This is a genomic window from Chrysiogenia bacterium (assembly GCA_020434085.1).
In the GTDB taxonomy this organism is placed as follows: Bacteria; JAGRBM01; JAGRBM01; order JAGRBM01; family JAGRBM01; genus JAGRBM01.
Map to the genome: position 1 here is coordinate 1 of JAGRBM010000052.1, position 22,393 is coordinate 22,393.

Genomic DNA, 22,393 nt, shown 5'->3' on the forward strand with positions numbered 1-22,393 from the left:
GCGGGAGAGGGGAACGGAGTCGGACCCTCGAAGACGCGCGGACAATCTATCGATCCGGACCGCGTCCTCGCTCTCGAAATGCGCGCAAGGCGCGCCACCCCGTCGCTCTCCCCCGCTCCTGTCCTGAGTCGACCGAAGGGCCGGGGGAGATGGGCAACGCCCAGAGGCGGTCGGGCCTGGCGGCCCTCATCTTCTCAGTATGGGGATGCGCTGTGACCGATCAAGTCCCGTGACCCACGATGGCCCGCTTTGGACCGAGATGGACCGAAATGACCCGAAATGGACCGCAAAAAAAACGCACCTGCGCGCGCACTGGCGCGGGCGATTGGGAGCGAATAAGCTCCGTGGCTAATGGCCGACAATCCCACAACCAGCGGCGCCGATCCGGCGGCCTTCATCGCGCGTTGGTCAAAGGCCGAGGGATCCGAGCGGGCCAACTACCAGCTCTTTCTCTCCGAGCTGTGCGAGCTGATCGGCGTCGAGCGCCCGCAACCCGCCGGGAAAGATTCGAGCCAGAACGCCTACGTCTTCGAGCGCTCGGTGGAGGTCTCCAACCGCGACGGCACCACCTCGACCAATTTTCTCGATCTCTACAAGCGCGGCTCCTTTGTACTGGAGGCCAAGCAGGGCGTCGAAAAGCAGGACGCCGAAGACCCCATTGCCCGGAAACGAAAGCTCAAGAAAGGTCACGGCGTGCGCGGCAGCAAGGTGTGGGACACCACCATGACCCGCGCGAAGGCCCAGGCCGAGCGCTACGCCCACGCGCTGCCAAACGACGAGCCCTCGCCGCCGTTCCTGATGGTCGCCGACGTCGGGCACGTCATCGAGGTCTACAGCGATTTCAGCCAGATGGGCCGCCAGTACCTCCCCTTTCCCGATCCGGGCAGTTTTCGCATCCAGTTAAAAGACCTGGCCGAGGAAGCGGCGCGCGAGCGCCTGCGAAAGATCTGGGAAGACCCCTGGAGCCTCGACCCCACCCGGCACAGCGCGCGCGTCACGCGCGAAGTGGCCGACCGGCTGGCGAAGTTGGCCAAGAGCTTTGAAAAAGACGGGCACAGCCCCCAGCGCGTCGCCGAATTCCTGATGCGCTGCCTGTTCACCATGTTCGCCGAAGACGTGGGCCTGATTCCCGAAAACGGATTCACGCGGCTGCTTGAAGAGCAGCGAGGCGACCTCGAACACCTGCCGCAGATGCTCACCCACCTGTGGCAGACCATGAACAAGGGTGGTTTCTCTCCCATCCTGAAGGCCGACCTGCTGCGCTTCAACGGCGGGCTCTACCTGCACCAGGAAGCCCTGCCGCTCACCCGCGATCAGCTCGCTCTCCTGATCGAGGCCGCCCGCGCCGACTGGAAGGACGTCGAACCCGCCATCTTCGGCACGCTTTTGGAGCGCGCCCTCGACCCCATCGAGCGGCACAAGCTGGGCGCCCACTACACCCCGCGCGCCTACGTCGAGCGGCTCGTCATGCCGACGATTATCGAACCCCTTCGCGCCGACTGGGACGGGGTAAAGACCGCCGCCATTCGTCATCTCGAAGACGGCGAGCAGAAAAAGGCCGCCGAGGCCGTGCGCGGCTTTCACAAGAAACTCTGCAGCACCCGCGTGCTCGATCCCGCCTGCGGCAGCGGCAACTTCCTGTATGTGACCCTCGAACACATGAAGCGTTTGGAGGGCGAGGTCGACGATTTTCTGCACAACGAACTCGGCGAGCAGGCGGGCCTTGGCCTGTGGGGCACCGCCCACCAGCGCGCCGGGCGCGGAGAGAAACTCAAAAAGGGCGAGCACTTCACCGTCGATCCCCACCAGTTTCTGGGCATCGAAGTGAACCCGCGCGCGGCGACCATTGCCGAGATGGTCCTGTGGATCGGCTACCTGCAGTGGCACTACCGGGCCTTCGGTATTGAAAACCTGCCCGAACCCGTGCTGCGCGACTTCCACAACGTCGAATGCCGCGACGCCGTGCTGGCCTGGGATTCGATGGAGGAAGAAAAAGGCGAGGACGGCAAGCCGCTCACCCGCTGGGACGGGCGGACCTACAAGAAACACCCCGTCACCGGCGAAGACGTCCCCGACGAAACCGCCCGCGTGCAGGTCTACCGCTACATCAATCCCCGCAAGGCCGAGTGGCCCGAGGCGGATTTTGTGGTGGGGAACCCGCCGTTTGTGGGGAACTTCAAGATGCGCGACGCGCTGGGGAGTGGATACGTCGATGCGCTACGCGGCACGTATGAGAGTGTCCCGGAATCCAGCGACTATGTGATGTACTGGTGGGACAAAGCGGCGAAATTGGCGCGCGCAGGCAAGTTGCGGCGGTTTGGATTGATCGCGACCAACAGCCTGCGGCAGACATTCAATCGAAAAGTTCTGCAACGCCACATGACTGCAAACAATCCGGTGTCACTGCTGTTTGCCATCCCCGATCATCCTTGGGTTGATGCCGCAGACGGTGCTGCCGTTCGAATTTCGATGACAGTTGCGGGTGCCGGAACACAGCATGGGCGACTCGGACAAGTTACCAGCGAGGCAAAGAGCGCATCGGATGGTGTCGACGTCAACATCGCATGGAGTAACGGCCAAGTCCTGCAAAACCTGACAATTGGCGCTGACCTTTCAAGCACTGTTGCGCTGCGGGCACACAGTGGGCTTTCTTGTCGGGGTGTTTCTCTTCATGGTGCAGGGTTTATCCTGACGTCCGACGAGGCCGTAGACCTCGGATATACACCGGAATCGTCGCTGGCCAAAGTCGTTAAGCCATACAGGAATGGTCGTGACGTTACCCAGACAACGCGAGGTGTTTTTGTGATCGATCTATTTGGGCTGACTGCGGATGCAGTTAGAGAAACATATCCATCCGTGTATCAGCGAGTAATGGAACGGGTGAAACCCGAGAGAGATCAGAATAATCGGGCAACCTATCGGGAAAACTGGTGGTTGTTCGGTGAACCACGGGCAAACTTCCGTCCGGCCCTGAAGGGATTGCCCAGATTCATCGCAACCACGGAAACCGCAAAACATCGGTTCTTCGTCTTTCTCGACGGTGACATCCTGCCCGACAACATGCTGGTAAACATCGCCCTCGACGACGCTTTCTACCTCGGCGCCCTCTCCAGCCGCATCCACGTCACGTGGGCGCTCGCGGCCGGTGGCACCCTTGAAGATCGGCCTCGCTACAACAAGACTCTCTGCTTCGACCCCTTCCCCTTTCCCGATCCCCCCGGCGCGCTGAAACAGCGCATTCGCGAACTGGGTGAGCAGCTCGATGCCCACCGCAAGGCGCGGCAGGCCGAGCATCCGGGGCTCACGATGACGGGGATGTACAACGTGCTCGAAAAACTGCGCGCGGGGGAGAAGCTCAGCGCGAAGGAAAAGACGATCCACGAGCAGGGCCTCGTCTCGGTCCTCAAGCAGATCCACGACGACCTCGACGCCGCCGTGTTCGAGGCCTACGGCTGGAGCGCGGATCTCTCCGACGAGGAGATTCTCGAAAAGCTGGTGGCACTCAATCACGAGCGCGCCGAGGAAGAGGCGGGCGGCCTGATCCGCTGGCTGCGTCCGGAGTTCCAGAACCCCACCGGCAAACAGGGCGCGGCGCAGGGCGAGCTGGTCAAAGAGAAAAAGAAGAAGGCCGCTGCCGCGCCAAAAGAGAAACAGGACTGGCCCGCCGCGCTGCCCGAGCAGGCGCAGGCGATAGCGGGCGTGCTGGCAACCGCCGAAGCACCCCTCGATGCCGCCGCACTGGCCAAACACCTCAAACGCGGCAACAAGAAGCGCGTCGAGGAACTCCTCGCCACGCTCGCCGAAATGGGCCGCGCCCGCGAAGTGGGCGAGGGCCGCTACGTCGCCTGATCCCTCACATCCACCGGTGCATCAGATAAGCAAACCGGTTGAGCAGCTTCTCCCACCAGCTTCGGCCGCGCCATTCCTCCAGCAGGATCTCCTCGGCGCATTCGAGATCGGCCTGCCAGGCGGCTTCTAATTCGGCGGCGGCGGCCTGGTCCTTGACGACGGCCTGGACTTCGAGGTTCCAGTTGAAGCTGCGGTGGTCGAGGTTGGTGGAGCCGACCATGAGCCAGTCTTCGTCGACGAGGATGGTCTTCGAGTGGAGCATGCGGGCGCGGTATTCGAAGATGCGGATGCCGGCCGAGAGCAGGCGCGTGTACTGGGCGCGCGAGGCCCAGCGCACCAGGGGGGCGTCGGTGGGGCCAGGCAGCAGCAGGCGCACGTCGGTGCCGCGGCGCGCGGCGCGCAGCAGGGCGTTTCGGATGCGCCGGGTGGGGACGAAGTAGGCGTTGGCGATCCAGATGCGCCGCGCGGCGTTGCGCAGGACGCCGTGGTGGGCGGCCTTGAGCAGGTAGCGCCCGCGCAGCGGAGTTTTGGCGATGATGAGCCCCAGGCCCTGGCCGGGGGCGGGCCGGAGGGCGGCGGCGCCAGGGCGGGGCGGGCGGGTGCGCCGGAGCCGCTCGCCGCTCTCGTGCTCCCAGAGTTCGATGAAGGCGTCCTCGAGCTGTCGCACCATGGGCCCGCGCACGCTGAGCTGGGTGTCGCGAAAGGGTTTGTCGGTGCCGGGGTCGTGGTATTCGTTGCCCACGTTGAGCCCGCCCAGAAAGCCCACCTGCCCGTCGACGACGAGGATCTTGCGGTGGTTGCGGCGGTTGAGGCGGGCGAATTTCTCCGACCAGCGAAAGGGGTTGTAGACGCGCACGTTGGCGCCGGCGCCGCGAAGCTGCACGAAGAGGTCCTCGGCCTCGCCGGCGCCGAAGGCGTCGTAGATGATGTAGACGGCCACGCCCGCGCGGGCGCGCCCCAGCAGCGCGTCGAAGAAGCGCGTTCCCCAGCGATCATTGCGGAAGATGTAGATCTCGAAGAAGATGCGAGTCTGTGCGCCCTCGATGGCGGCGAGCATTTCGGGATAGGCCTGGGTGCCGTCGCACAGGACGTGGCAGGTATTGCCGCCGCGGATGTGCTTTGCCAGGCGGGCGCCCAGCATGCGCGAGGCCTCGCCCATGGCACGCTGCTCGGGGCTGAGCAGGTTGAGCCGCGTGGGCGCGGGTTTGGGCGAGGGTGCGCCGGGAAGCCGCGCCAGCTCTCCGCCGGGGCGCCGCCTGGGCTCCAGGGCCCGCAGGGGGGCGACTTTTTCGTCCTCGGGTTGAATCACGACCTCGAATCCAGTACCTCAAAAGCCGGAAGCCGGCCCGTTGCACTCATGGGGGCATTCTCCGCCCTATTGCGGGCGCAGTCCAGTCCGGCTTTACCGGTGAGGCATTCCGGCAGAAGGCGACTTCGTGCGGTATTCACAAGAAAAGAGAAAATTCGGCCGCTGGACCTGCGCGGCGGTGGCGGCGCTGGCCCTGGCGGTGGGAAGCTGCGCCGAGGGGGCGAAGGCGCCCGCCATGCCTTCGGAGGGACGTCCCGTCGCGGCGGCACCGGCGCGCCCGGCGGCCAAAGACCTCACCCCCGACCAGCGAAAGCAGGCCTACGCCTATCTGCGGCGGGCCGAGCACCACTACAGCGAAAAGCGCTATGCCGAGGCGGTGGCCAATTACCGCCAGCTCCTCGATGAATTCGGGGAGAGCTCGCTGGCCGACGACGCCCAGTTCTGGATCGGCCGCATCCAGTACGAGCAGGGGGCCTACGCCCGCTCGGTCCAGAGCCTGCGGCTGGCCGTGGAGAACCACCCGGGCAGCGACCTCCTTGACGAAGCGCGCTACTGGTATGGCCGCGCCCTGCTGGCGGCTGGACAGACCGAGAACGCGATCACCGTTCTCGAGGATCTTGCCCAGTCCAACTCCGACTACCGCCGCGGCGCCGAGATCGCCGTCGTCCTGGCCGAGGCCCACCAGCGCCAGGGCAAGACCGACCGCGCGGTGCGCTGGCTGATCACCGCGCTGCCTGCCTATGACAAGGACGGCGAGAAATATGAAGAGATCAAGCGCCGCGTCCAGCAGTACATCCTCCAGGGCGAAGACCCTAGGGAGATCGCCGCGCTGGTGCGCCGCTATGACACCGGGTTCCCCGGTGGCATCGCGCGCTACCGGCACGTCGAGCTGCTTGCCGCGGCCGGCGACTTCGACGCCGCGCAGGAGGCGGGCAAGGAATTTCTGGCGAAGCTGCCCGATCACCCGTTGCACGCACTCGTCGAGCGCCGCCTCCGGATCATCGAGTCGGCGCGCAACGTCGATCCGCTTCGCATCGGCGTGATCCTGCCGCTCTCGGGCAAGTACAAGGTCTTCGGCGAGCGCGCGTTGCGCGGCATCGAGCTTGCCCAGCAGAACATCCACGTGCGCGGCCGCGGCAAGGGGGCAAAAGTCACCTTCATCTACCGCGACTCGGGCGGCGATCCCGACAAGGCCGTGCAGGCCGTCGAGGAGCTCGCGCTCGAAGAGAACGTCATCGGGATTATCGGACCGCTGCTGGGCATCACCGCCGCGCCGGCGGCGCGGCGGGCCGAGGTGCTCGAAGTGCCGATCATGACCATGAGCCAGCGCGAGGGGCTCCCCGAGATCGGTCCGTATGTGTTTCGCTACTTCATGACGCCAAGGGACCAGGCCCGCGCGCTGGTTCGTTACGCGATCAAGCACCGCGCCGTGCGCAACTTCGGCATCATGTATCCCGAGACCGCGCTGGGCCGGAACTTCATGATGACCATCTGGAAGGAAGTCGAGGACGCCGGCGGTTGGGTCACGGCGGCCGATTCCTATGAGGCCGGTGCCACCGACTTCAAGGCGCCGCTCACCCGCATGACCGGGCGCTACTACGCCGACGCCCGCGAGTACGACCGCAAGGTAAGGAAAGAACGTGCCGGCCGCGCCTGGCGCGACGATGCTATCGCGCACATTGAATACTCCTACTGGAAGCGATTCCACGCGCCAAAGGAAGGGGAGGAGCCCGACCCCAACGCACCCGAAGCGCCCGAGTGGCCGCCCAGGGAAAAGACCTGGCAAGCCTCGGTCGACTTCGACGCGATCTTCCTGCCCGACGCATGGAACGAGGTCGTCCTGATCGCGCCGCAGCTCGACTACAACGACGTGCTCGGGGTCGAGATGCTTGGCACCTCGGCCTGGAACGACCCGCAGCTCCCCGAAAAGGGCGAGAAATACGTCGAAGGTTCGGTCTTTGTGGACGCCTTCTTCGCCAATTCGATCCGCCCGCGCGTGGCGCGCTTTGCCTATGCCTACGAGCAGGCCTTCGGCGAGCAGGCCACCGTGCTGGAGGCCACCGCCCATGACGCTGCCTCCATGATGGGCAAGCTGCTGGGCAGCCGGCAGCCGCCGCTTCGCCGCAATCAGCTCAAGGACGCCCTGCTGGGCGTCGACGGCATGAATCTGCTGCTGGGCAAGGCCTCCATCTCCGAGACCGGCGATGCGGTCCTGCCGCTGACCCTGCTCACGGTTGCAGAGGATGAGATCGTTGAACTAGTGTTGCCTGAAGAGGATCCTCTGGATGATCTGGAGGATTCCGAGGCGCCTAAAACGGCTCCAGCCGAGGTTCAATGAAGGAAATCCCCGTCCTGCCAGTTCGGGATCTCGTCGTCTTTCCACGCATGATGGTTCCGCTGTTCCTCTCCCGGGACACCGGCATCGATGCGGTTATTTCCCTGGGGCAGGCGGCCGGGCGCATCCTGGTCGTCACGCAGAAATCTCCCGATACTGAAGAACCACGCGCAGGCGACTGCTTCCCGGTGGGAACCATCTGCTCGGTCGTGCGCAGCGTGCGCCTGGCCGACGGGCGTCTCAAGGTGCTTGTCCACGGCGAGTCCCGTGCAAAGGCCGGCGACTGGAGCGCCCAGCACCGGGCGCGCCCGACCCTGCTCCCCGAAGCGCCGCTTGCCGGTGAGGACCAGATAGAGGCAGAAGCGCTCTCGCGCTCGATCATCGACAACCTCGACAAGGTGGTGCAGCTCGGGCGCAATCTCTCCCCCGATATCCTGATGACCTTCGAGGGCCTTGCACCCGAACAGATTCCCGATGCGCTTGGCGCGCAGGTGGGCTTTCCGGTTCCCGATGCCCAGCGCCTGCTTGAGGCGCCCAGCACGCTTGATCGTCTGCGCGTTGCAGCAGAGCTGCTCTCGCGCGAGTCAGACATTCTGGGCGTCAAAGCCGAAATCGAAACCCAGGCGAAGGACGAACTCTCGCGCTCGCAACGCGAGTTCTTCCTGCGCGAGCAAATCCGCGCCATCCGCACCGAGCTCGGAGAGGGCGAGGATCGTCCGCCCGACGTCGCCGAATTGGCGGGCAAGCTCGAAAAGGCGGGGCTTACCGAAGAGGCGCGCACCGAAGCAGACAAACAGCTCAAGCGGCTTGAGCAGATGCATCCCGAGTCGGCCGAGGCAACCATCATCAAGACCTATCTGGACTGGATGGTGGACCTGCCCTGGAGCAAGACGACCGAGGACCGCGTGGACATTCCGGCTGCGCGCAGGATTCTCGACGAAGACCACTACGGCCTTCCCAAGGTCAAGCAGCGCATTCTGGAGTTCCTGGGCGTGAGCAAGCTCAAGGGAAGCCTGCGCGGGCCGATCCTGTGCTTTGTGGGGCCTCCGGGCGTGGGCAAGACCTCGCTGGGCAAAAGCATTGCGCGCGCCGTGGGGCGCGAGTTCGTCCGCATCTCGCTGGGCGGCATGAAGGACGAGGCCGAGATTCGCGGCCACCGTCGCACCTACGTGGGCGCGATGCCCGGTCGCATTCTGCAGGGGCTCAAGCAGGCGGGCGTTCGCAACCCGGTGTTCATGCTCGATGAGATCGACAAGATCGGCAACGACTTCCGCGGCGATCCGGCCTCGGCGCTGCTCGAAGTGCTCGATCCCCAGCAGAACAAGGAGTTCTCCGACCACTATCTCTCGGTGAACTTCGATCTCTCGGACGTGCTCTTTATCGCGACGGCCAACCAGCTCGACACCGTGCCGCCGGCGCTGCGCGATCGCATGGAGGTCATCGAGATCTCCGGTTACTCCGAAGAAGAAAAACTCCGCATTGCCAAGCAGTACCTGCTGCCGCGCCAGCTCGAAGAAAACGGCGTGAGCGAGGCAAACCTCCAGCTCACCGACTCGGCGTTGCGCGGTCTCATTGAGCACTACACCCGTGAGAGCGGCCTGCGAAACCTCGAGCGCGAGATCGCCTCGGTCTGCCGCAAGGTCGCGCTGAAAGTCGCCGAGGAAAAGGGCGAACGCTACCGCGTGAGCGCGGGCAACCTTGAAAAATACCTGGGCGTGCACAAGTACGAACCGCTCGAAGAGAGCGAGGGCGACGAAGTCGGCGTGGCGACCGGCCTTGCCTGGACGCCCTATGGCGGTGAAATGCTCTACGTCGAGGCGCAGTTCAACCCGAGCAAGCGCGGCGGTATCTCGCTGACCGGCCAGCTCGGTGACGTGATGAAGGAAAGCGTTCATGCCGCGCTCTCCTACGTGCGCACGCGAACGAACTTCGGCATCGCGGCCGATTTCTTCGACAAGCACGAACTCCACCTGCATGTGCCCGAGGGTGCCATTCCCAAGGACGGCCCTTCGGCGGGCATCACCATGGCGGCGGCAATCGTCTCGGCTGCTACCGGGCGCCCGGTGCGAAAGCGCATTGCCATGACCGGTGAGATCACGCTGCGCGGCCGCGTCCTGCCCGTGGGCGGGGTGCGTGAGAAGCTGCTGGCTGCCAACCGCATGGGAATCAACCGGGTTCTGGTGCCCAAGGCCAATGTGAAGGATCTGGGCGAGCTTCCTCGCTCGCTGCGCCAGGCGATGGAAATCATCCCCGTGGAGACCACCGAGCAGGTGCTCGAAGAGGTGCTTCTTCCCCCTGTGACGGGCCCTGGAGCGGCTTCGAAGCCTCCTGCGCGCAAGCGGCCGTCCTCGCGGGCGAAGACCCCGGCGCGCGCGGGTTGGGATCAGCCGCGGGCCAAGCGCTCCCCGGCCTCTTCCTGAACTCGCCGCAATCTGCTCCAGTGGGGCAGAAAGGCCGGAAAGGCCTTTAATCCCGGGCGGTTGTCCATTAACGTAGTTCCCGGATAACCTGTGAAATCGCAATCAAGGCCCGCCCGGGGGGCGGGTTCCCGATTTGAATGAGTAGGGTGAGGAACGGCTGCAATGGCCAGGCAGCACATTCTCGTAGTAGACGACGACCAGAAGAGTCTGCAGGTTCTTGAGATCTCTCTCAAGAAGGCGGGCTTTTTGGTGACGACTGCCCAGAACGGTCTGGACGGGCTTGAGAAAGCCAAGACCAGCGTCCCCGAACTCATCATCTCCGACGTCAAGATGCCCAAGCTCAACGGGTATCAGTTCTGCAAACGCATCAAGGAAGATCCCAAGCTCGAAAAAGTCCCCTTTATCTTTCTGACAAGTCAGAAGTCGGTCGACGACAAGATCAAGGGCCTTGAGCTGGGCGTCGACGACTACCTCACCAAACCGATCTACATCAAGGAACTCCTCACGCGGGTGCGGCTGCTGCTGCAGAAGCGTGAGAAGGAATCCCTCGAAGAAGTCAGCGCGCAGCGCCAGTTCGCGGGCTCGCTCACGGACATGGGCGTGGTAGACCTGCTCCAGACCCTGGAGATCGGTCGCAAGACCGGCGTGCTCTACCTGACGGGGCCGGGCGCTTCCTCAGGCCTCATCTATTTTTCCGAAGGTCAGATCATCGATGCCATCCAGGGGCAGATCAAGGCCGAGCGCGCCATCTACCGCATGCTCGCGTGGAACGAGGGCGCCTTCAAAATCGATTTCAAACCCCTCGACCGGCAGGTGGTCGTCTCCACCAGCACGCAGGGACTCATCATGGACGGCATGCGCCGTCTCGATGAGTGGGAACGTCTGGCCGAGCAGCTTCCACCGCTCGATACGGTGCTCATCATCGATCCCCAGGAACTGCTCGTGCAGTATCCCGAAAAGTTTCCGACCAAGGCCGGGCAGATCCTCCAGCTCTTCGATGGCACGCGCACCATCCTGACGGTGGTAGACAGTTGCGGGCTCGACGACCTGCCGGCGCTCAACATCATCTCGAAACTCTACTTCCAGGGCTTGCTCAAGGAACTCGAACAGGGCGCGACGCCGCCCATGATCACGATGGCCAGCGCGCAGCCGGCGCAGCCCTCGAACGTCGTCGAGTTCCCCTCCCAACCGCCCGAGCCCGCGTCCGAGCCGGCCGGATCGATGCCCGATGATTTCGGCGATTCGGCCGGGGAAGTCTCGGCGGTCAGCGTGCGCGACCTGCTCGCCAGCACGCATGTGAGTCCCGCGCCGGTGCCGGCATCCGTGCCGCAGCCTGCAGCGGCAAGCATGGAAGACATCGCCGCACAGGCCGAGGCCCGCGCGCTCAGCCAGCCGCCGCCTCCACCACCTCCCGAGGAGACGGACGAGGAAGCGACCGAGCCGAGTGCCGAGATGCCGTCGCCGCGCGTTGCCGCGCCTCATGCGCAAAAGAGCGGGCGACAGGACAAGGTCTACGAAGTTGAGGACGAGGTAAAGCTCGTCTCGCCCAAACCCTGGCAGCGCCACCCGGCACTCTTTGCCGGCGTTGGCGGCGCACTCGGCGTGCTCCTGCTCATTGCCGGTGCCGCTGCCTTTGGACTTCTGGCGCCCCTTGGCGTGCCGGCGCTCATCGGCGGCTCGTCGGCGCCGAACCTCAAACCCATTGAGGCGCAGGTCGCGCTACACGTGCCCGCCGCGTTGCAGGGCGCGGTTGCAAAAATCGATGGTTTTTCCGAATCGCAGGAAACCCTGCCGGAGGTCGCGGCGCTCAAGGCCCGCGCCCTGCTACGGCTGGGAATGCTTGAAGACAATGTGGGCGGCGCCCTCAAGGACGCCGACAGCGCGTTGCGGCTCGTAGATGATGCGGGACAGCGCACGCCGGTCGTGCAGGTCACCTGGGCCGAGCTCGACGTGCTGCGCGGTCGCTTCGACGATGCGCGAAAGCGCGCGCAGCCCTTCCTCTCGGCCTCCGACTCTGCAACGGCAGGGTGGGCGGCCTACGTGAGCGGCCTTGCCGATCTGCGCGAGGGCAAGAACCTCGGGCAGGCGATCGAGCTGCTTGGTTCTGCAGAGCGCGCGCTTCCCGGAAGCGTGGCCGTGGCCCTTGCGCTCTCCGAAGCGCTGCTTCGCGTCTCCGACTACGACAAGGCGCGCGAGCAGGCCAGCCGTGCGGCGAGCGAGTCCGCCCGGAGCGCCGAGGCCCAGGAACTGCTGGCGCGCGCCTGCGCCGCGCTCCGCGACCGCGACTGCGCGCGCGGCGCGTGGGACAGGGCGGTCTCGCTTGCACCCGACAATGCGCAGTTCGCGTTGGGGCAGGCCTCGAACCTCTGGCAGGAAGAGAAAAATGCCGGCGAGGCGGGCGCAAAGCTCAAGTCCATCGTCTCCAACGAAAACTGGAAAGACGAGAGCGAGGTGCGCGCGCGTGCCTACTTCCTGCTGGGTGAGATCGCAGCCGCCGGCGGGGACAACGACGCCGCGCGCGACTACTACGAAAAAGTGCAGGCGATCGACTCGGGCTATCCCGGGCTCTCCAGCCGGCTGGCGGCGCTGCGTCCAGCGCGGCGCCCGGCACCCAAACCTGCGCCGGTCGATCCGGCCACCGAGGGGCGCCGCCTGCTGCGCAAGGGCCAATACCGCGCGGCGATTCCCTTCCTTCAGAAGGCCGTGCTGCAGGACTCGCGCGATGCCGAGCTCTTCTCGGAACTGGGCAATGCCTACCTGCAGATCGACGAATCGGACTCGGCGCGCCGCTCCTTTGAACGCGCGCTCAAGCTCGATCGCAACAACGCGACGGCGCTTCGCTGGCTCGGGCAGCTCTACTCCACCGCCGGAGAGCGCGAGCAGGCTGCGGTGATGTTCGAGCGATTCCTCAAAGTGGCACCCACGCACCCAGACGCGCCGCTGGTGCGCGCGCTGCTTCGCCGCATCGAGCGCTGAGCGCTCATCTCCCCGCGCCTTCCTCTGGAACTTCCGTGAGCAAGCACCTCAAAGAATTTGAGCTGATCGCGCGCATCGAGCGACTTGCCGCAAAGACCGGTGCGCGCGTCGTCGAAAGCATCGGCGATGACGCGGCGATCCTGCGCCCCTCGCGCGGGTGTGACCTCGTGTGGGCGACTGACGCGCAGGTCGAGGACGTGCACTTTCGGCGCGCGTGGATGAGCCCCAAAGATGCCGGCTGGCGCGCGCTGGCGGTGAATCTCTCTGACCTGGCGGCCATGGGAGCGGCGCCGCTTGGCGCGCTCGTATCCATCGCGATCCCGCAAAGCTGGAGTGATGCCGAGGTGCTGGCGCTTCACCGCGGCGTGGCAGCCTGCGGCAAGAAGTTTTCCTGCCCCCTCATCGGCGGCAATGTCTCGGCGGCAAAGGGCAGGGCGCTGCAAGTGCACGTGAGCGTGCTGGGCGAAGTGCGCCGGGGCAGGGCCCTTCGCCGCGACGCGGCCCGCGCAGGCGAGGACCTGTGGGTGACCGGCCGGATCGGTGTCGGCGGAGTTTCGCTCGACGCGCTCAGCAGCGGCGGCACTGCCGCCCGTAACTATCTCAAACCCGCCCCGCCGCTCGAATTTGCAAAGGCGCTTGCCGCAAAGGGGCTCTCCCGCGCGGCCATCGATGTGAGCGACGGGCTCCTGGCCGATCTCGCTCACGTGCTGGAGGCCTCGGGAAACATCGGCGCGCAGATCGAACTGGCAAAAGTGCCTGTCCCCGCGGGGCTCCGAACGCTGCAGAAGGCAGGCGACCCGCAGTCACTGGCCGCCGCGCTCAATCGGGGGGAGGACTACCAGCTTCTCTTCAGCGCCCCGGCGACAAAGCGCGCGGCGGTTGAATCCCTCGCCGGGGCCGCTAAGGTGAAGGCCGCGCGCATCGGTGCACTGACAAAGGCGCCGGGCATCACGCTTTTGACTCGAACGGGGCAGTTGCTGGCCTACACCGGCCCCGGCGGCTGGCAGCACCGCCGCTGAGCGGCCCGCCACATCAGGAACTTCGTGAAGACCTCCGAAGCCAAATACTACCGCGTGCAGTTCGGCCCCCCGGGAAGCCGGGGCTTTGCCGGTGAGGGCTGGAGTGCGGTCGCCATCATCCTGATTACCTGCGTGATTCTGTATCTGCTGGGCGTGGCGCGCACGGAACTGGGCATCCGCCTGGCGCTGGTGCCGCGCCTGTTCTGGCACGGCTATCTCTGGCAGCCCATTACCTACCAGTTCCTTCACGCTGGCTTTCTGCACCTGGCGCTCAACTCGCTGGTGCTCTGGAGCTTCGGTCCCGAGCTCGAACACCGGTGGGGCCGGGCCAAGTTCCTGCGTTTCTTTCTGATCAGCGGCGCGGGCGGCGGCATCGCCTCGGCCCTTGGCTACATGGGAAGCCAGTTCCCGGTAGTGGGCATGTCGGGCTCGATCTTCGGCCTGCTCGCCGCCTACGCGCTCCTTGATCCCAACCGGATCGTGCTGCTCTTTTTCTTTCCGGTGCGTATTCGCGACCTGGTGATCTGGTCGCTGGGAATCGGCATCTTCGCTGAGCTCTTTACCAGCGGCCGGGGCATCGCCCACTGGGCCCACGTGGGCGGCGCGGTGACGGGATATCTCTACATGAAGAAGGATGATCTTTTCCGCCGCTCGCGCAACTGGTATTACCGCAAGAAGCTCGAGCGCCGCAGGCGCGCCGACGGCGTGATTGAAAACGAGGCACCTGCTGAACCGGCCGAGCCGGTCGAACACGAGACACACTGATGTATTCACGCGATCCATACGGCGGCGGTGGCCGCGTTCGCTTCGGCGGGGGCGGACTCTCGGGCGGGCGCCCCCCGCGCGATTTGACGATCATCCTGGCCACGCTCTTTGTGACCTTCGCGCTGCAGTTCTTCTCTTCCACCGAGATCGTGCCGGCGCTGCTGCGACTGACGCCCGCGCTCTGGCGGGGCGCGTTCCTCTGGCAGGCGGCGACCTACGCTTTTGTCGGCACGGGCCGTCCGGATCTGTGGTTCATCTTCAGCCTGCTGATGGTCTTCTGGTTCGGGCGCGACGTCTACAACTCGCTGGGGCAGAAGCGCTTTCGCAAGCTGCTCGCCTGGGCGGTGATCGGCTCGGGCCTTGCGGCGGCCCTTGTGCAGCTCGTCACCGGCTGGGAAGCGCGCGCCTTCCCCTTCACGCTCATGCAGGGCCAGCACATGCTGCTGACCATCTTCATCGCGGCCTTTGCCATTCGAAACGCCGAGGCGACCATTCAGCTCTTCTTCGTGCTTCCCATCCAGGCCAAGTGGTTCATCGCCATCGAGATGGCTTTCGCGTTTCTGGGCTTTCTCTCGACCAAGGACCTGGCCGGCCTGCTGGGGCTATGGAGCGCCGTCGGCATCACCTATGTCTACCTCACCCCCGGCGGTGCCAAGCAGATCTGGAAGCGCTGGCGCCTCAAGATGAAGAAGCGCAAAGTGCAGCGCGAGCTCGAACAGCTCAAGAAGGAAAAGGGCTTTCGGGTGGTCTCCCGCGATGACGATGATGAGCCGGGGCCCGGCGGCAGCGGTCCCTGGGTGAACTAGGGAACAACAGAAAAGGGCGAGCCGAGGCTCGCCCTTTTTGTGCCAGTGCCGGCAAAATCAGCCCTGCTTGAGGTAGCGCTCCAGCAGGGGCAGGCGGTCATTGCCCCAGTACATCCGCCCGTCGACGAACATGCTCGGCGCGCCGAAGGCGCCCTTGTCGACGGCAGCCTGGGTGTTGTCCTTGAGCTTGTCTTTTAAATCCTGCTCCTCGATGCGCGCGAGCAGCTTCTCGGCGTCGAGTCCCACCGACTTCGCCACTTCGCCGATGATGTCGGGCTCATCGATCTTCTTGTTGTTTACCCAGTAGGCCTCGTACATTGCGCGGACAAATTCCTTGAGCTTGCCCTGTTCCTCGGCGGCCAGGCAGGCGCGCATGGGCTTGACCGAATTGAGCGGGAAGCTGCTGGGGAAGGCAAAGTCCACGCCGTAATAGGCGGCCCATTCCTTGAGGTCCTCGAACATGTATTTGCCCTTGGGAATGACCGTGGCCGGCGCCCGGTTGCCCGTGGCCTTGAACACCGCGCCCAGCAAAAAGGGCTTCCAGTTCGCGCTGGCGCCATGGCGCTCGCACAGCTCGTCAATCTGGGTCGATGCCATATAGGCGTAAGGGCTGGAGAGATCGAAGTAGAAGTCGACGGTCTTGCTCATGGGTTCCTCCTGTGCGCGCGGTGCGCGCTTCCCGGCAGCTCTGGGATGCCGCGTCGGTGCAATTGGATTTCAGTAGTCCTGCATTTTTTCTGAGCGGCGTTCATCACTTACAGCAACTGGCCAAGCCTGGCCAGCAACTTGCGCTGGAAACTCGACAGTGGCAGCGCGCCAGGGTCGTGTGGATCGATCCATTTGCGCCCGCTCGAGGCTTTCACAGCACGCGCCGCGCGAGCCGCGTAGAGATCCAGCGTGAACTTGCGGTGGGTGAGTGCGTGGCTCACCTGCCCGCGGTGAGCCGGGGCGCCAGCGCCCTTTTGTCCCTGGAGCGCGGCAAGCTCCTTGAGGGCGGCGGCGTGGTCCTTCTTTGTTGCCACTTCCAGATGCGGGATTTCCCACAGCCCGCCGAAGAGGGCCTGCCCTTCGCGTTTTTGCATGAGCACCCGGCCCTTTGAATCCAGGAGCGCCAGTGCAACCAGGTGCACGGCCTTTGGTTTCTTGCGCGCTTTTGCCAGGGGGAAACGCGCGACCTTGTCGGCCTTTTTTGCCTCACAGATCGAGGCGAGCGGGCAGGCCCCGCAGGCGGGGTTTGCAGGAAGGCAGAGCGTCGCGCCCAGTTCCATGATTGCCTGCGTGAGCACGTGCGGCGCTCCGCGCTCAAGAATCTGCGTGACGAGCGGTTCGGCCGCGCGGCGCGCGGCCGGGTCGGCGGTATCGGCCTGCCAGGCGAGCAGCCGCGAGAGCACGCGCACCACGTTGCCGTCCACAGCGGGTGCGGGCTCATCGAATGCAATGGAGGCAATCGCCCCGGCGGTGTAGGGGCCGACGCCGGGAAGGGCGCGAAGCGCCTCGGCGCTTTCGGGAAATTTTCCGCCGAACTCATTGGCGACGACCTTTGCCGCCTTGTGGAGCGAGCGCGCCCGGGCGTAATAGCCGAGTCCCGACCACAGGGAGAGAACGTCCTGCTCATCGGCGGCGGCGAGGGCCTCGACGCGGGGAAACTTCGCTGTGAATTTCTCGAAGTAGGGGATCACCGTGGCGACGCGGGTCTGCTGGAGCATGATTTCCGAGAGCCACACGCGGTAGGGATCGCGATCCTCGCGCCAGGGCATCTCGCGGCGCGCGCCCGCGAACCACGCCTCCAGCCGCCGCGCAATGGCAGCGGCCCGGCGCGCAGGAAGGGATTCCGGGGTCTGGGATTTCTTCGCCACGGGCGCGAGTCTATCGGGCCGATTGCGACGACGCCAACAAGAAGGGGTGACGAAGTCACCGGAGCAGCACGAATTCCTCGGCCGTGGAGGGGTGGATGGCCACGGTCTGGTCGAACTGGGCCTTGGTGAGCCCGGCGCGCACGGCGACGGCGAAGCCCTGGATGATCTCGGCGGCGTCCTCGCCGATCATGTGGAGGCCCAGCACGCGGTCGGTCTGTGAGTCCACGACCATCTTCATGAAGGCGCGGCCCTTCTCCTCTTCGGGGGCAAGGGAGAAATACAGCGGCACGAAGCCCGCGCGGTAGATCTTCACGCGATCGCCGAATTCCTCGCGGGCCTCTTCCTCGGTCAGTCCAACGGTGCCGATGGGCGGCTGGCTGAAGACGGCGGTGGGGATGTTCTCATAGCTCATGGGCGCATTGATGTTGCCGAAGACGCGGTCGGCGACGCTGCGCCCGGCCTTGATGGCGACCGGGGTGAGGTTGGCCCTGTCGAGGACGTCGCCCACGGCGAAGATGTTCTCCACGCTGGTGACGTGGTTTTCGTCCACGATGACTGCGCCGCTCTTGCCGAGCTTCACGCCGGCTTCTTCGAGGCCGATTCCGCTGGTATTGGGTGTGCGGCCGGTGGCAAAGACCACGCAGGCGTCGCTCTCAAGAGACGCAGGCGTGCCCGTATCCTCGACATTGCCCTCGTCGTAGAGCACGCGCACGCCGGTGGCGGTCTTCTCCACGCAGTGGACCGTGACCGGGCGCACGACGTCCACGCCCTGGCGGATGAGGGCACGCTCTAATTCGTCGGCGATTTCGCGATCGAAGCCGCGCAGCAGAATGGAGCGTACGAGCAGGTGCGTCTTGATACCGAGTCCGGCGAGAATTCCCGCGAACTCCACGGCGATGTAGCCGCCGCCCACGATGACGGCTGAAGTGGGCTTCTTTTCCAGCTCGAAGAACCCGTCGCTGCTGAGGGCGTGCTCGATTCCTTTGAGAGCCGGCAGCTCTGGGCGTGCGCCGGTGGCCAGCAGAATGTAATTCGCGCTGTAGCGCTTGCCCGCGACCTCTATGGTGTGCGCATCCGCAAGATGCGCGGTGCCGCGAATGAGCTCCACCTTGTTCTCTGCCAGGTAGCGCTCGTGCATCTGTTCGAGGCGGCTCACCAGGTCGTTGCGGTTCTTTGCCAGCTTGCTCCAGTCGTGATCGAGCGGGGAGGGCGCCCAGCCGAAGTGCTCGGCCATGCGCACCTGCTCGGCGAAGTGGCTGGCATACACCATCACTTTTTTGGGGATGCACCCGCGAATGACGCAGGTCCCGCCCGTACGGGAGTTTTCGGCAATCGCAACCCTGGCACCGTGGGAGGCGGCCCGCTTGGCAGCGGCAAGCCCGCCACTTCCGGCGCCGAGTACAAAGAGGTCGTAGTCGTATTGTTTGCTCATCGGAGTCTCTGTTCCCTGCAGGTGAATTCTGTTCAATGAGATGCGGATTTCAAGACCAGGGGTTCGCCAAATCCATCTCATGGTCGTGGGGCCGGCCGGTCAGGCCGGGCTCAGTACCCCAGCCCTCGCGGAGCAGTTTCGAAGCGCTTTCATACCCACTGGCGATCAAGGCACCGGCGGCGCTGAAGTCGAATGGAGACTGTGTGACCGGACACGGCAGGCTCAGGTAAAGGACCGGCGCGCCTGCAACAACGTGGGGGAGGATCGATTGCACTCGTTGGCGTGAGGCTACTGTGGATACCAGCCCCAGAATTTCAGGAAGGGTCGGGCGGTCCTCTCCATTGCGATGACAAGGGATCCCGGCATCGAGGACAACGTAGCGCTCGGCGCCCATGCGCACGGCCAGGTCCAGCGGGACATTGGTGACAACACCGCCGTCGATATACCAGTGACCGGCGATTTCTACGGGAGGAAATGCCGTGGGAAGTGCGGAAGAGGCCAGCACGGCGGGCGCCAGGGGGCCTTCGCGAAAGACCTTCGGATGCGCCCCGTTGACATCCGTCGCCAGGACCGTGAGGGGGAGGGCCAGCGACTCAAAACTGCAATCGGAGAAAAGTTCTGCGGCGATCTCCGAAAGACCGGTGCCTGAGAACAGGTGCGGCTTGCGCCCCAGTAGCTGCCGGATTGCGTTGAGTTTGGGAAAGCGGGAAAAGATTCTCTGGTTCGAAAGGCTCTGCCAGAAAGAGCAGAGGGAGTCGACCATTTCTTTTGACGGAGCGCGTGCAAGATACGCGGCGTTCCATGCGCCGATGCTGACACCGGTCAACAAGTCGGGGGTAATGTTGGCCTCGTAGAGGGCTTTGAGCATACCTGCTTGCGCGGCGCCCAATGCCGCTCCACCGGCGAAAACAAATGCTGTTCTGGGCCGGCTCAAAGGCAAGCTCCTACTCCAGAATTTGTGAAGTCAGGCTTACCGCGAACGGAACGGCGAAGTTGCCGGCCACGCGGAGCACCCAGGTGAGCTGGTCGCGCGCGGCCTTGGGCTGGGGCTCCCAGTTGAGCGTGTTGAGCACTGTGCCGACGATTGCGCAGACGATCAGCGCGGTATTGAGTTCGCCGGTGCTGTAGTCGTGAAAACCGATGCACCAGAGTGCCCATGCCAGCAGCAGGCCCCAGAGAATGATGACGCGATTCATGGTGTCGTTTCCTCAGCAGCATTCTCTCGAACAGATGCGAGTCATCTCCCGGAAGATTCAGCTTTTCAGAACGGCAGCTTGAGCCCGCCCGGCAGCTTCTTCGTACCCGGAATGGCGCTGCCGCCGGTGGCCTGCTTGAGCGCCTGTTGGAGGACTTCCTGGCCCAGCTTCTCGCGGTCGTTGAGGAGCGCGAGCATGTCGTCGAAGCCGCCCATGTTGCCAACCAGATCCTTGAGGGGGCCGTCGACCTTCTCCATGACCTTCTCCTTGAGGAGCCCCTCGAACTTGGCCATCTGCTTGGTAACCAGTGAACCGACCGCCTGCTTGAGGATCTTGTCGAGATCCGACTGCAGCTCGATATCGAAGTCCTCGAGGTTTCCGGTGATGTGGGCCGTCAGGTTCATCGCCCGGACGCCCTTGATGGTGTCGGCGAGCGCCTCGGCAATGAGGTTCTGCACGGTGAAGGCCGTCTGAAGGTCCGCCTCGTGCAAGGAACCGGTCAGGGTGAAGTCGAGCTTTCCATCGCTGAGCGTGCCGGTACCCGCAAGATCGGCAAGACCGCTTGCCAGGGTGACGGGCCACTGCTTGCTCTCGGAGAGTGCAACGCCGCGCGCGTGGAAGGACTTGAGTGCGAAGGCCAGCGAGTTACTCGGATGTGCGGGCTTCGTGTGGTCAAAAGTGCCGTCGACGTTGATGGCCTCGATATCCTTGAGCTTGGTGGCGGCAATCCCGACGGTAAGCGGGCGGCCGAGCACGGGCTGCTCATTGGTGATGTCTTTCACCGTGCCGGAGAAATCACCGACGCTCAGGCTGAAGGAAATCTTTGCCACCGAGATCAGGAATTCCGGGAGCGGATTGTGCTCCTTGAAGTGCACCTCGCGGCCCTTGGCGCGAAGCGGCTTGACCACCTCGGGACCCTCGTCAGCCTTGTCCCCGCGCTTGAGATAGGGCGCGGCCAGTTGGTAGTAGTAGGTCCCGTCGCGTACGAGCTGGGCGACCTTGGGTCCAAGGAGCCTGCTGCTCAGGTTGGCAAGGCCCTCGGGGGAGAGGCCGTACTTGTCGCGCAGGCGCTGGATGTCGTTGAAGGGCGCCTGCTGGGCCTGCTTCACGCGCTGCTGGAGCTTGCCCACGAGGCCCTGCACGTCGTTCTTGGCGCTCTTGATGTTGGCGATGTCGGCCTCGATCTCTTTCTTGATCCTGGTGACTTCGCTGGCGGCGGCCAGCGCGCCCTGCACGCCGCTGGTTCCCCGGATTTTCTTGATGCGCGCCTCGTATTGCTTGAAGGTCTCTTTATTTGGAAGCTCGTCGATGCGCTTCTTCCAGGCTTCCTTCTCGGTCTCGAACTCACCGCGCACGTCCTTGACCAGGCGCAGGGTTTCGAGATCCTCTTCTTCGAGGATCTTCTTCACGTCCGGAATCTCAAAGGAGGGAAGCTCGAGTTCCTCCACCTTTTCCTTTGTAAACTCCTTGATACGCACGCCGGCCTTTTGAGAGCGCGGGATGTCGCCGGAGGTGGCGCGCGCGGTACCGAACTGCATGCCGTCCATACTCATCTCGTTGATGATGACCTTGCGGCGCAGCAGTTCGAGCGGTTCCATGTCGAAGGCGACGCGGCGCACTTCGATGGCGTTTTCCATGTAGTCGCGCGGGTTGGTGACCTGCAGGCGGGTAAGCTCCACGCCCAGCGGAAAGAGCGAGACGTCGGCGGCATCGAGCTCGACCTTGGCACCCACGACGCTGGAGCCGACTTTCTCGATGGTGCGCTCGACGATGCCGTCGATAAAGAAATTCCAGACGATCGCGACAAGCGCGACGATTGCGACGAAGGGGATGAGGCCGCCCCAGCGGATCCACTTTTTCATGGTTACTCCCTCCATCCCTGAACTTTTTGATAGATCCCCCAGAACTTGCTGGCCTTGATGGTCTGGGTGATCTTCCACTTCTTCATGCTCTCAAGGAATGTGTCGCGATACTTCACGATGAGCAGGTTGAAGATGAAGTAAGCGGGAATGAAGGCGAGAATGGAGACAAGGAGGCTCCCCATCACGATGGTGTTGTTGAAATACTCGACCCGCCAGAGGGTGGAGTTATAGAGATCGGTCCACATCCCCTCAAGGCCCCTGGCTGTGAGCGCGGCAAAGCCGATCTGGTCGAAGAGCGGGTCGAGCGCAAAGGCCAGCGCGGTGAACACGCCGAGCCCCAGAATGAAGGCGGAGAGATTGACCCGCATGACCAGGATGAGCAGCAGCACAATGAGGTTGTGCAGGCTCATCAGTGGGGTAAACCCGGCTACCATGGCGAAACAGAATGCCAGGGAAATCTGTCCGGGATCGGTTTCGGAATTGAGCAGTTTCAGGAACTTGGCAAGCAGCGTCAGCATTGCCTTCCCCCCTTCAGCAAACAGTTGTTGCCCGACTGGGGGTGAGAGTA

Annotated in this window: 15 protein-coding genes; 7 read left to right on the plus strand and 8 right to left on the minus strand. The window is 64.3% G+C overall.

All coding sequences use genetic code 11. From position 1 onward, the window contains the following. The first annotated feature begins 351 nt into the window (after positions 1 to 351). Positions 352 to 3,849, plus strand: a complete 3,498-nt coding sequence (locus KDH09_01630) for a class I SAM-dependent DNA methyltransferase (GenBank protein ID MCB0218370.1) — start codon at positions 352 to 354, stop codon at positions 3,847 to 3,849. Positions 3,850 to 3,853: 4 nt separating this feature from the next. On the opposite strand, the gene KDH09_01635 is transcribed toward KDH09_01630, so the two are convergent. Further along, positions 3,854 to 5,158, minus strand: coding sequence for a hypothetical protein (locus tag KDH09_01635; GenBank protein MCB0218371.1), 1,305 nt, complete (start codon positions 5,156 to 5,158; stop codon positions 3,854 to 3,856). A 127-nt stretch (positions 5,159 to 5,285) separates the two neighbouring features. Here KDH09_01635 and KDH09_01640 point away from each other — a divergent pair, with 127 nt between their 5' ends. The 6 genes from KDH09_01640 to KDH09_01665 all read left to right on the plus strand — a co-directional run bounded on the left by KDH09_01640 (position 5,286) and on the right by KDH09_01665 (position 15,479). Beyond that, positions 5,286 to 7,496, plus strand: coding sequence for an ABC transporter substrate-binding protein (locus tag KDH09_01640; GenBank protein ID MCB0218372.1), 2,211 nt, complete (start codon positions 5,286 to 5,288; stop codon positions 7,494 to 7,496). Continuing rightward, positions 7,493 to 9,913: an endopeptidase La gene (lon, locus tag KDH09_01645; protein MCB0218373.1), complete on the plus strand. Its 2,421-nt coding sequence runs from the start codon at positions 7,493 to 7,495 to the stop codon at positions 9,911 to 9,913. The genes KDH09_01640 and lon overlap by 4 nt, the downstream gene beginning before the upstream one ends. A gap of 162 nt (positions 9,914 to 10,075) precedes the next feature. After that, entirely contained in the window at positions 10,076 to 12,889 is a 2,814-nt protein-coding gene (locus KDH09_01650; protein MCB0218374.1) for a response regulator, read from the plus strand. Between the two features lie 35 nt (positions 12,890 to 12,924). Then, the gene (gene thiL / locus KDH09_01655; protein MCB0218375.1) at positions 12,925 to 13,908 is read left to right on the plus strand and encodes a thiamine-phosphate kinase; all 984 of its coding nucleotides are present in this window, start codon (positions 12,925 to 12,927) and stop codon (positions 13,906 to 13,908) included. A 24-nt stretch (positions 13,909 to 13,932) separates the two neighbouring features. Further along, positions 13,933 to 14,673 (plus strand): rhomboid family intramembrane serine protease, encoded by a 741-nt coding sequence (locus tag KDH09_01660; protein ID MCB0218376.1) that lies wholly within the window; start codon positions 13,933 to 13,935, stop codon positions 14,671 to 14,673. After that, a complete protein-coding gene (locus KDH09_01665) occupies positions 14,673 to 15,479 on the plus strand; it encodes a hypothetical protein (protein MCB0218377.1) in 807 nt (268 codons plus the stop codon). The genes KDH09_01660 and KDH09_01665 overlap by 1 nt, the downstream gene beginning before the upstream one ends. Positions 15,480 to 15,536: 57 nt before the next feature. Here KDH09_01665 and KDH09_01670 read toward each other — a convergent pair whose 3' ends face one another. The 7 genes from KDH09_01670 to KDH09_01700 form a co-directional block, all read right to left on the minus strand. Next, positions 15,537 to 16,127, minus strand: a complete 591-nt coding sequence (locus KDH09_01670) for a 2-hydroxychromene-2-carboxylate isomerase (GenBank protein MCB0218378.1) — start codon at positions 16,125 to 16,127, stop codon at positions 15,537 to 15,539. Between the two features lie 107 nt (positions 16,128 to 16,234). Continuing rightward, positions 16,235 to 17,335: an A/G-specific adenine glycosylase gene (mutY, locus tag KDH09_01675; protein ID MCB0218379.1), complete on the minus strand. Its 1,101-nt coding sequence runs from the start codon at positions 17,333 to 17,335 to the stop codon at positions 16,235 to 16,237. Positions 17,336 to 17,390: 55 nt separating this feature from the next. Next, a complete protein-coding gene (gene gorA / locus KDH09_01680) occupies positions 17,391 to 18,767 on the minus strand; it encodes a glutathione-disulfide reductase (GenBank protein MCB0218380.1) in 1,377 nt (458 codons plus the stop codon). A 49-nt stretch (positions 18,768 to 18,816) separates the two neighbouring features. Then, positions 18,817 to 19,701, minus strand: coding sequence for a patatin-like phospholipase family protein (locus KDH09_01685; protein ID MCB0218381.1), 885 nt, complete (start codon positions 19,699 to 19,701; stop codon positions 18,817 to 18,819). Positions 19,702 to 19,711: 10 nt separating this feature from the next. After that, positions 19,712 to 19,963: a hypothetical protein gene (locus tag KDH09_01690; GenBank protein MCB0218382.1), complete on the minus strand. Its 252-nt coding sequence runs from the start codon at positions 19,961 to 19,963 to the stop codon at positions 19,712 to 19,714. A gap of 65 nt (positions 19,964 to 20,028) precedes the next feature. Further along, positions 20,029 to 21,825, minus strand: coding sequence for a TIGR03545 family protein (locus KDH09_01695; protein ID MCB0218383.1), 1,797 nt, complete (start codon positions 21,823 to 21,825; stop codon positions 20,029 to 20,031). Between the two features lie 2 nt (positions 21,826 to 21,827). Beyond that, the gene (locus tag KDH09_01700; protein ID MCB0218384.1) at positions 21,828 to 22,343 is read right to left on the minus strand and encodes a TIGR03546 family protein; all 516 of its coding nucleotides are present in this window, start codon (positions 22,341 to 22,343) and stop codon (positions 21,828 to 21,830) included. Positions 22,344 to 22,393: the final 50 nt, after the last annotated feature.

What these genes read in the sequence shown, in the direction of transcription:
- KDH09_01630 (MCB0218370.1), top strand. Translation starts at nt 352, where the DNA reads ATGGCCGACAATCCCACAACCAGCGGCGCCGATCCGGCGGCCTTCATC.
- lon (MCB0218373.1), top strand. Translation starts at nt 7,493, where the DNA reads ATGAAGGAAATCCCCGTCCTGCCAGTTCGGGATCTCGTCGTCTTTCCA.
- KDH09_01650 (MCB0218374.1), top strand. Translation starts at nt 10,076, where the DNA reads ATGGCCAGGCAGCACATTCTCGTAGTAGACGACGACCAGAAGAGTCTG.
- KDH09_01665 (MCB0218377.1), top strand. Translation starts at nt 14,673, where the DNA reads ATGTATTCACGCGATCCATACGGCGGCGGTGGCCGCGTTCGCTTCGGC.
- KDH09_01670 (MCB0218378.1), bottom strand. Translation starts at nt 16,127, where the DNA reads ATGAGCAAGACCGTCGACTTCTACTTCGATCTCTCCAGCCCTTACGCC.
- gorA (MCB0218380.1), bottom strand. Translation starts at nt 18,767, where the DNA reads ATGAGCAAACAATACGACTACGACCTCTTTGTACTCGGCGCCGGAAGT.
- KDH09_01690 (MCB0218382.1), bottom strand. Translation starts at nt 19,963, where the DNA reads ATGAATCGCGTCATCATTCTCTGGGGCCTGCTGCTGGCATGGGCACTC.
- KDH09_01695 (MCB0218383.1), bottom strand. Translation starts at nt 21,825, where the DNA reads ATGAAAAAGTGGATCCGCTGGGGCGGCCTCATCCCCTTCGTCGCAATC.
- KDH09_01700 (MCB0218384.1), bottom strand. Translation starts at nt 22,343, where the DNA reads ATGCTGACGCTGCTTGCCAAGTTCCTGAAACTGCTCAATTCCGAAACC.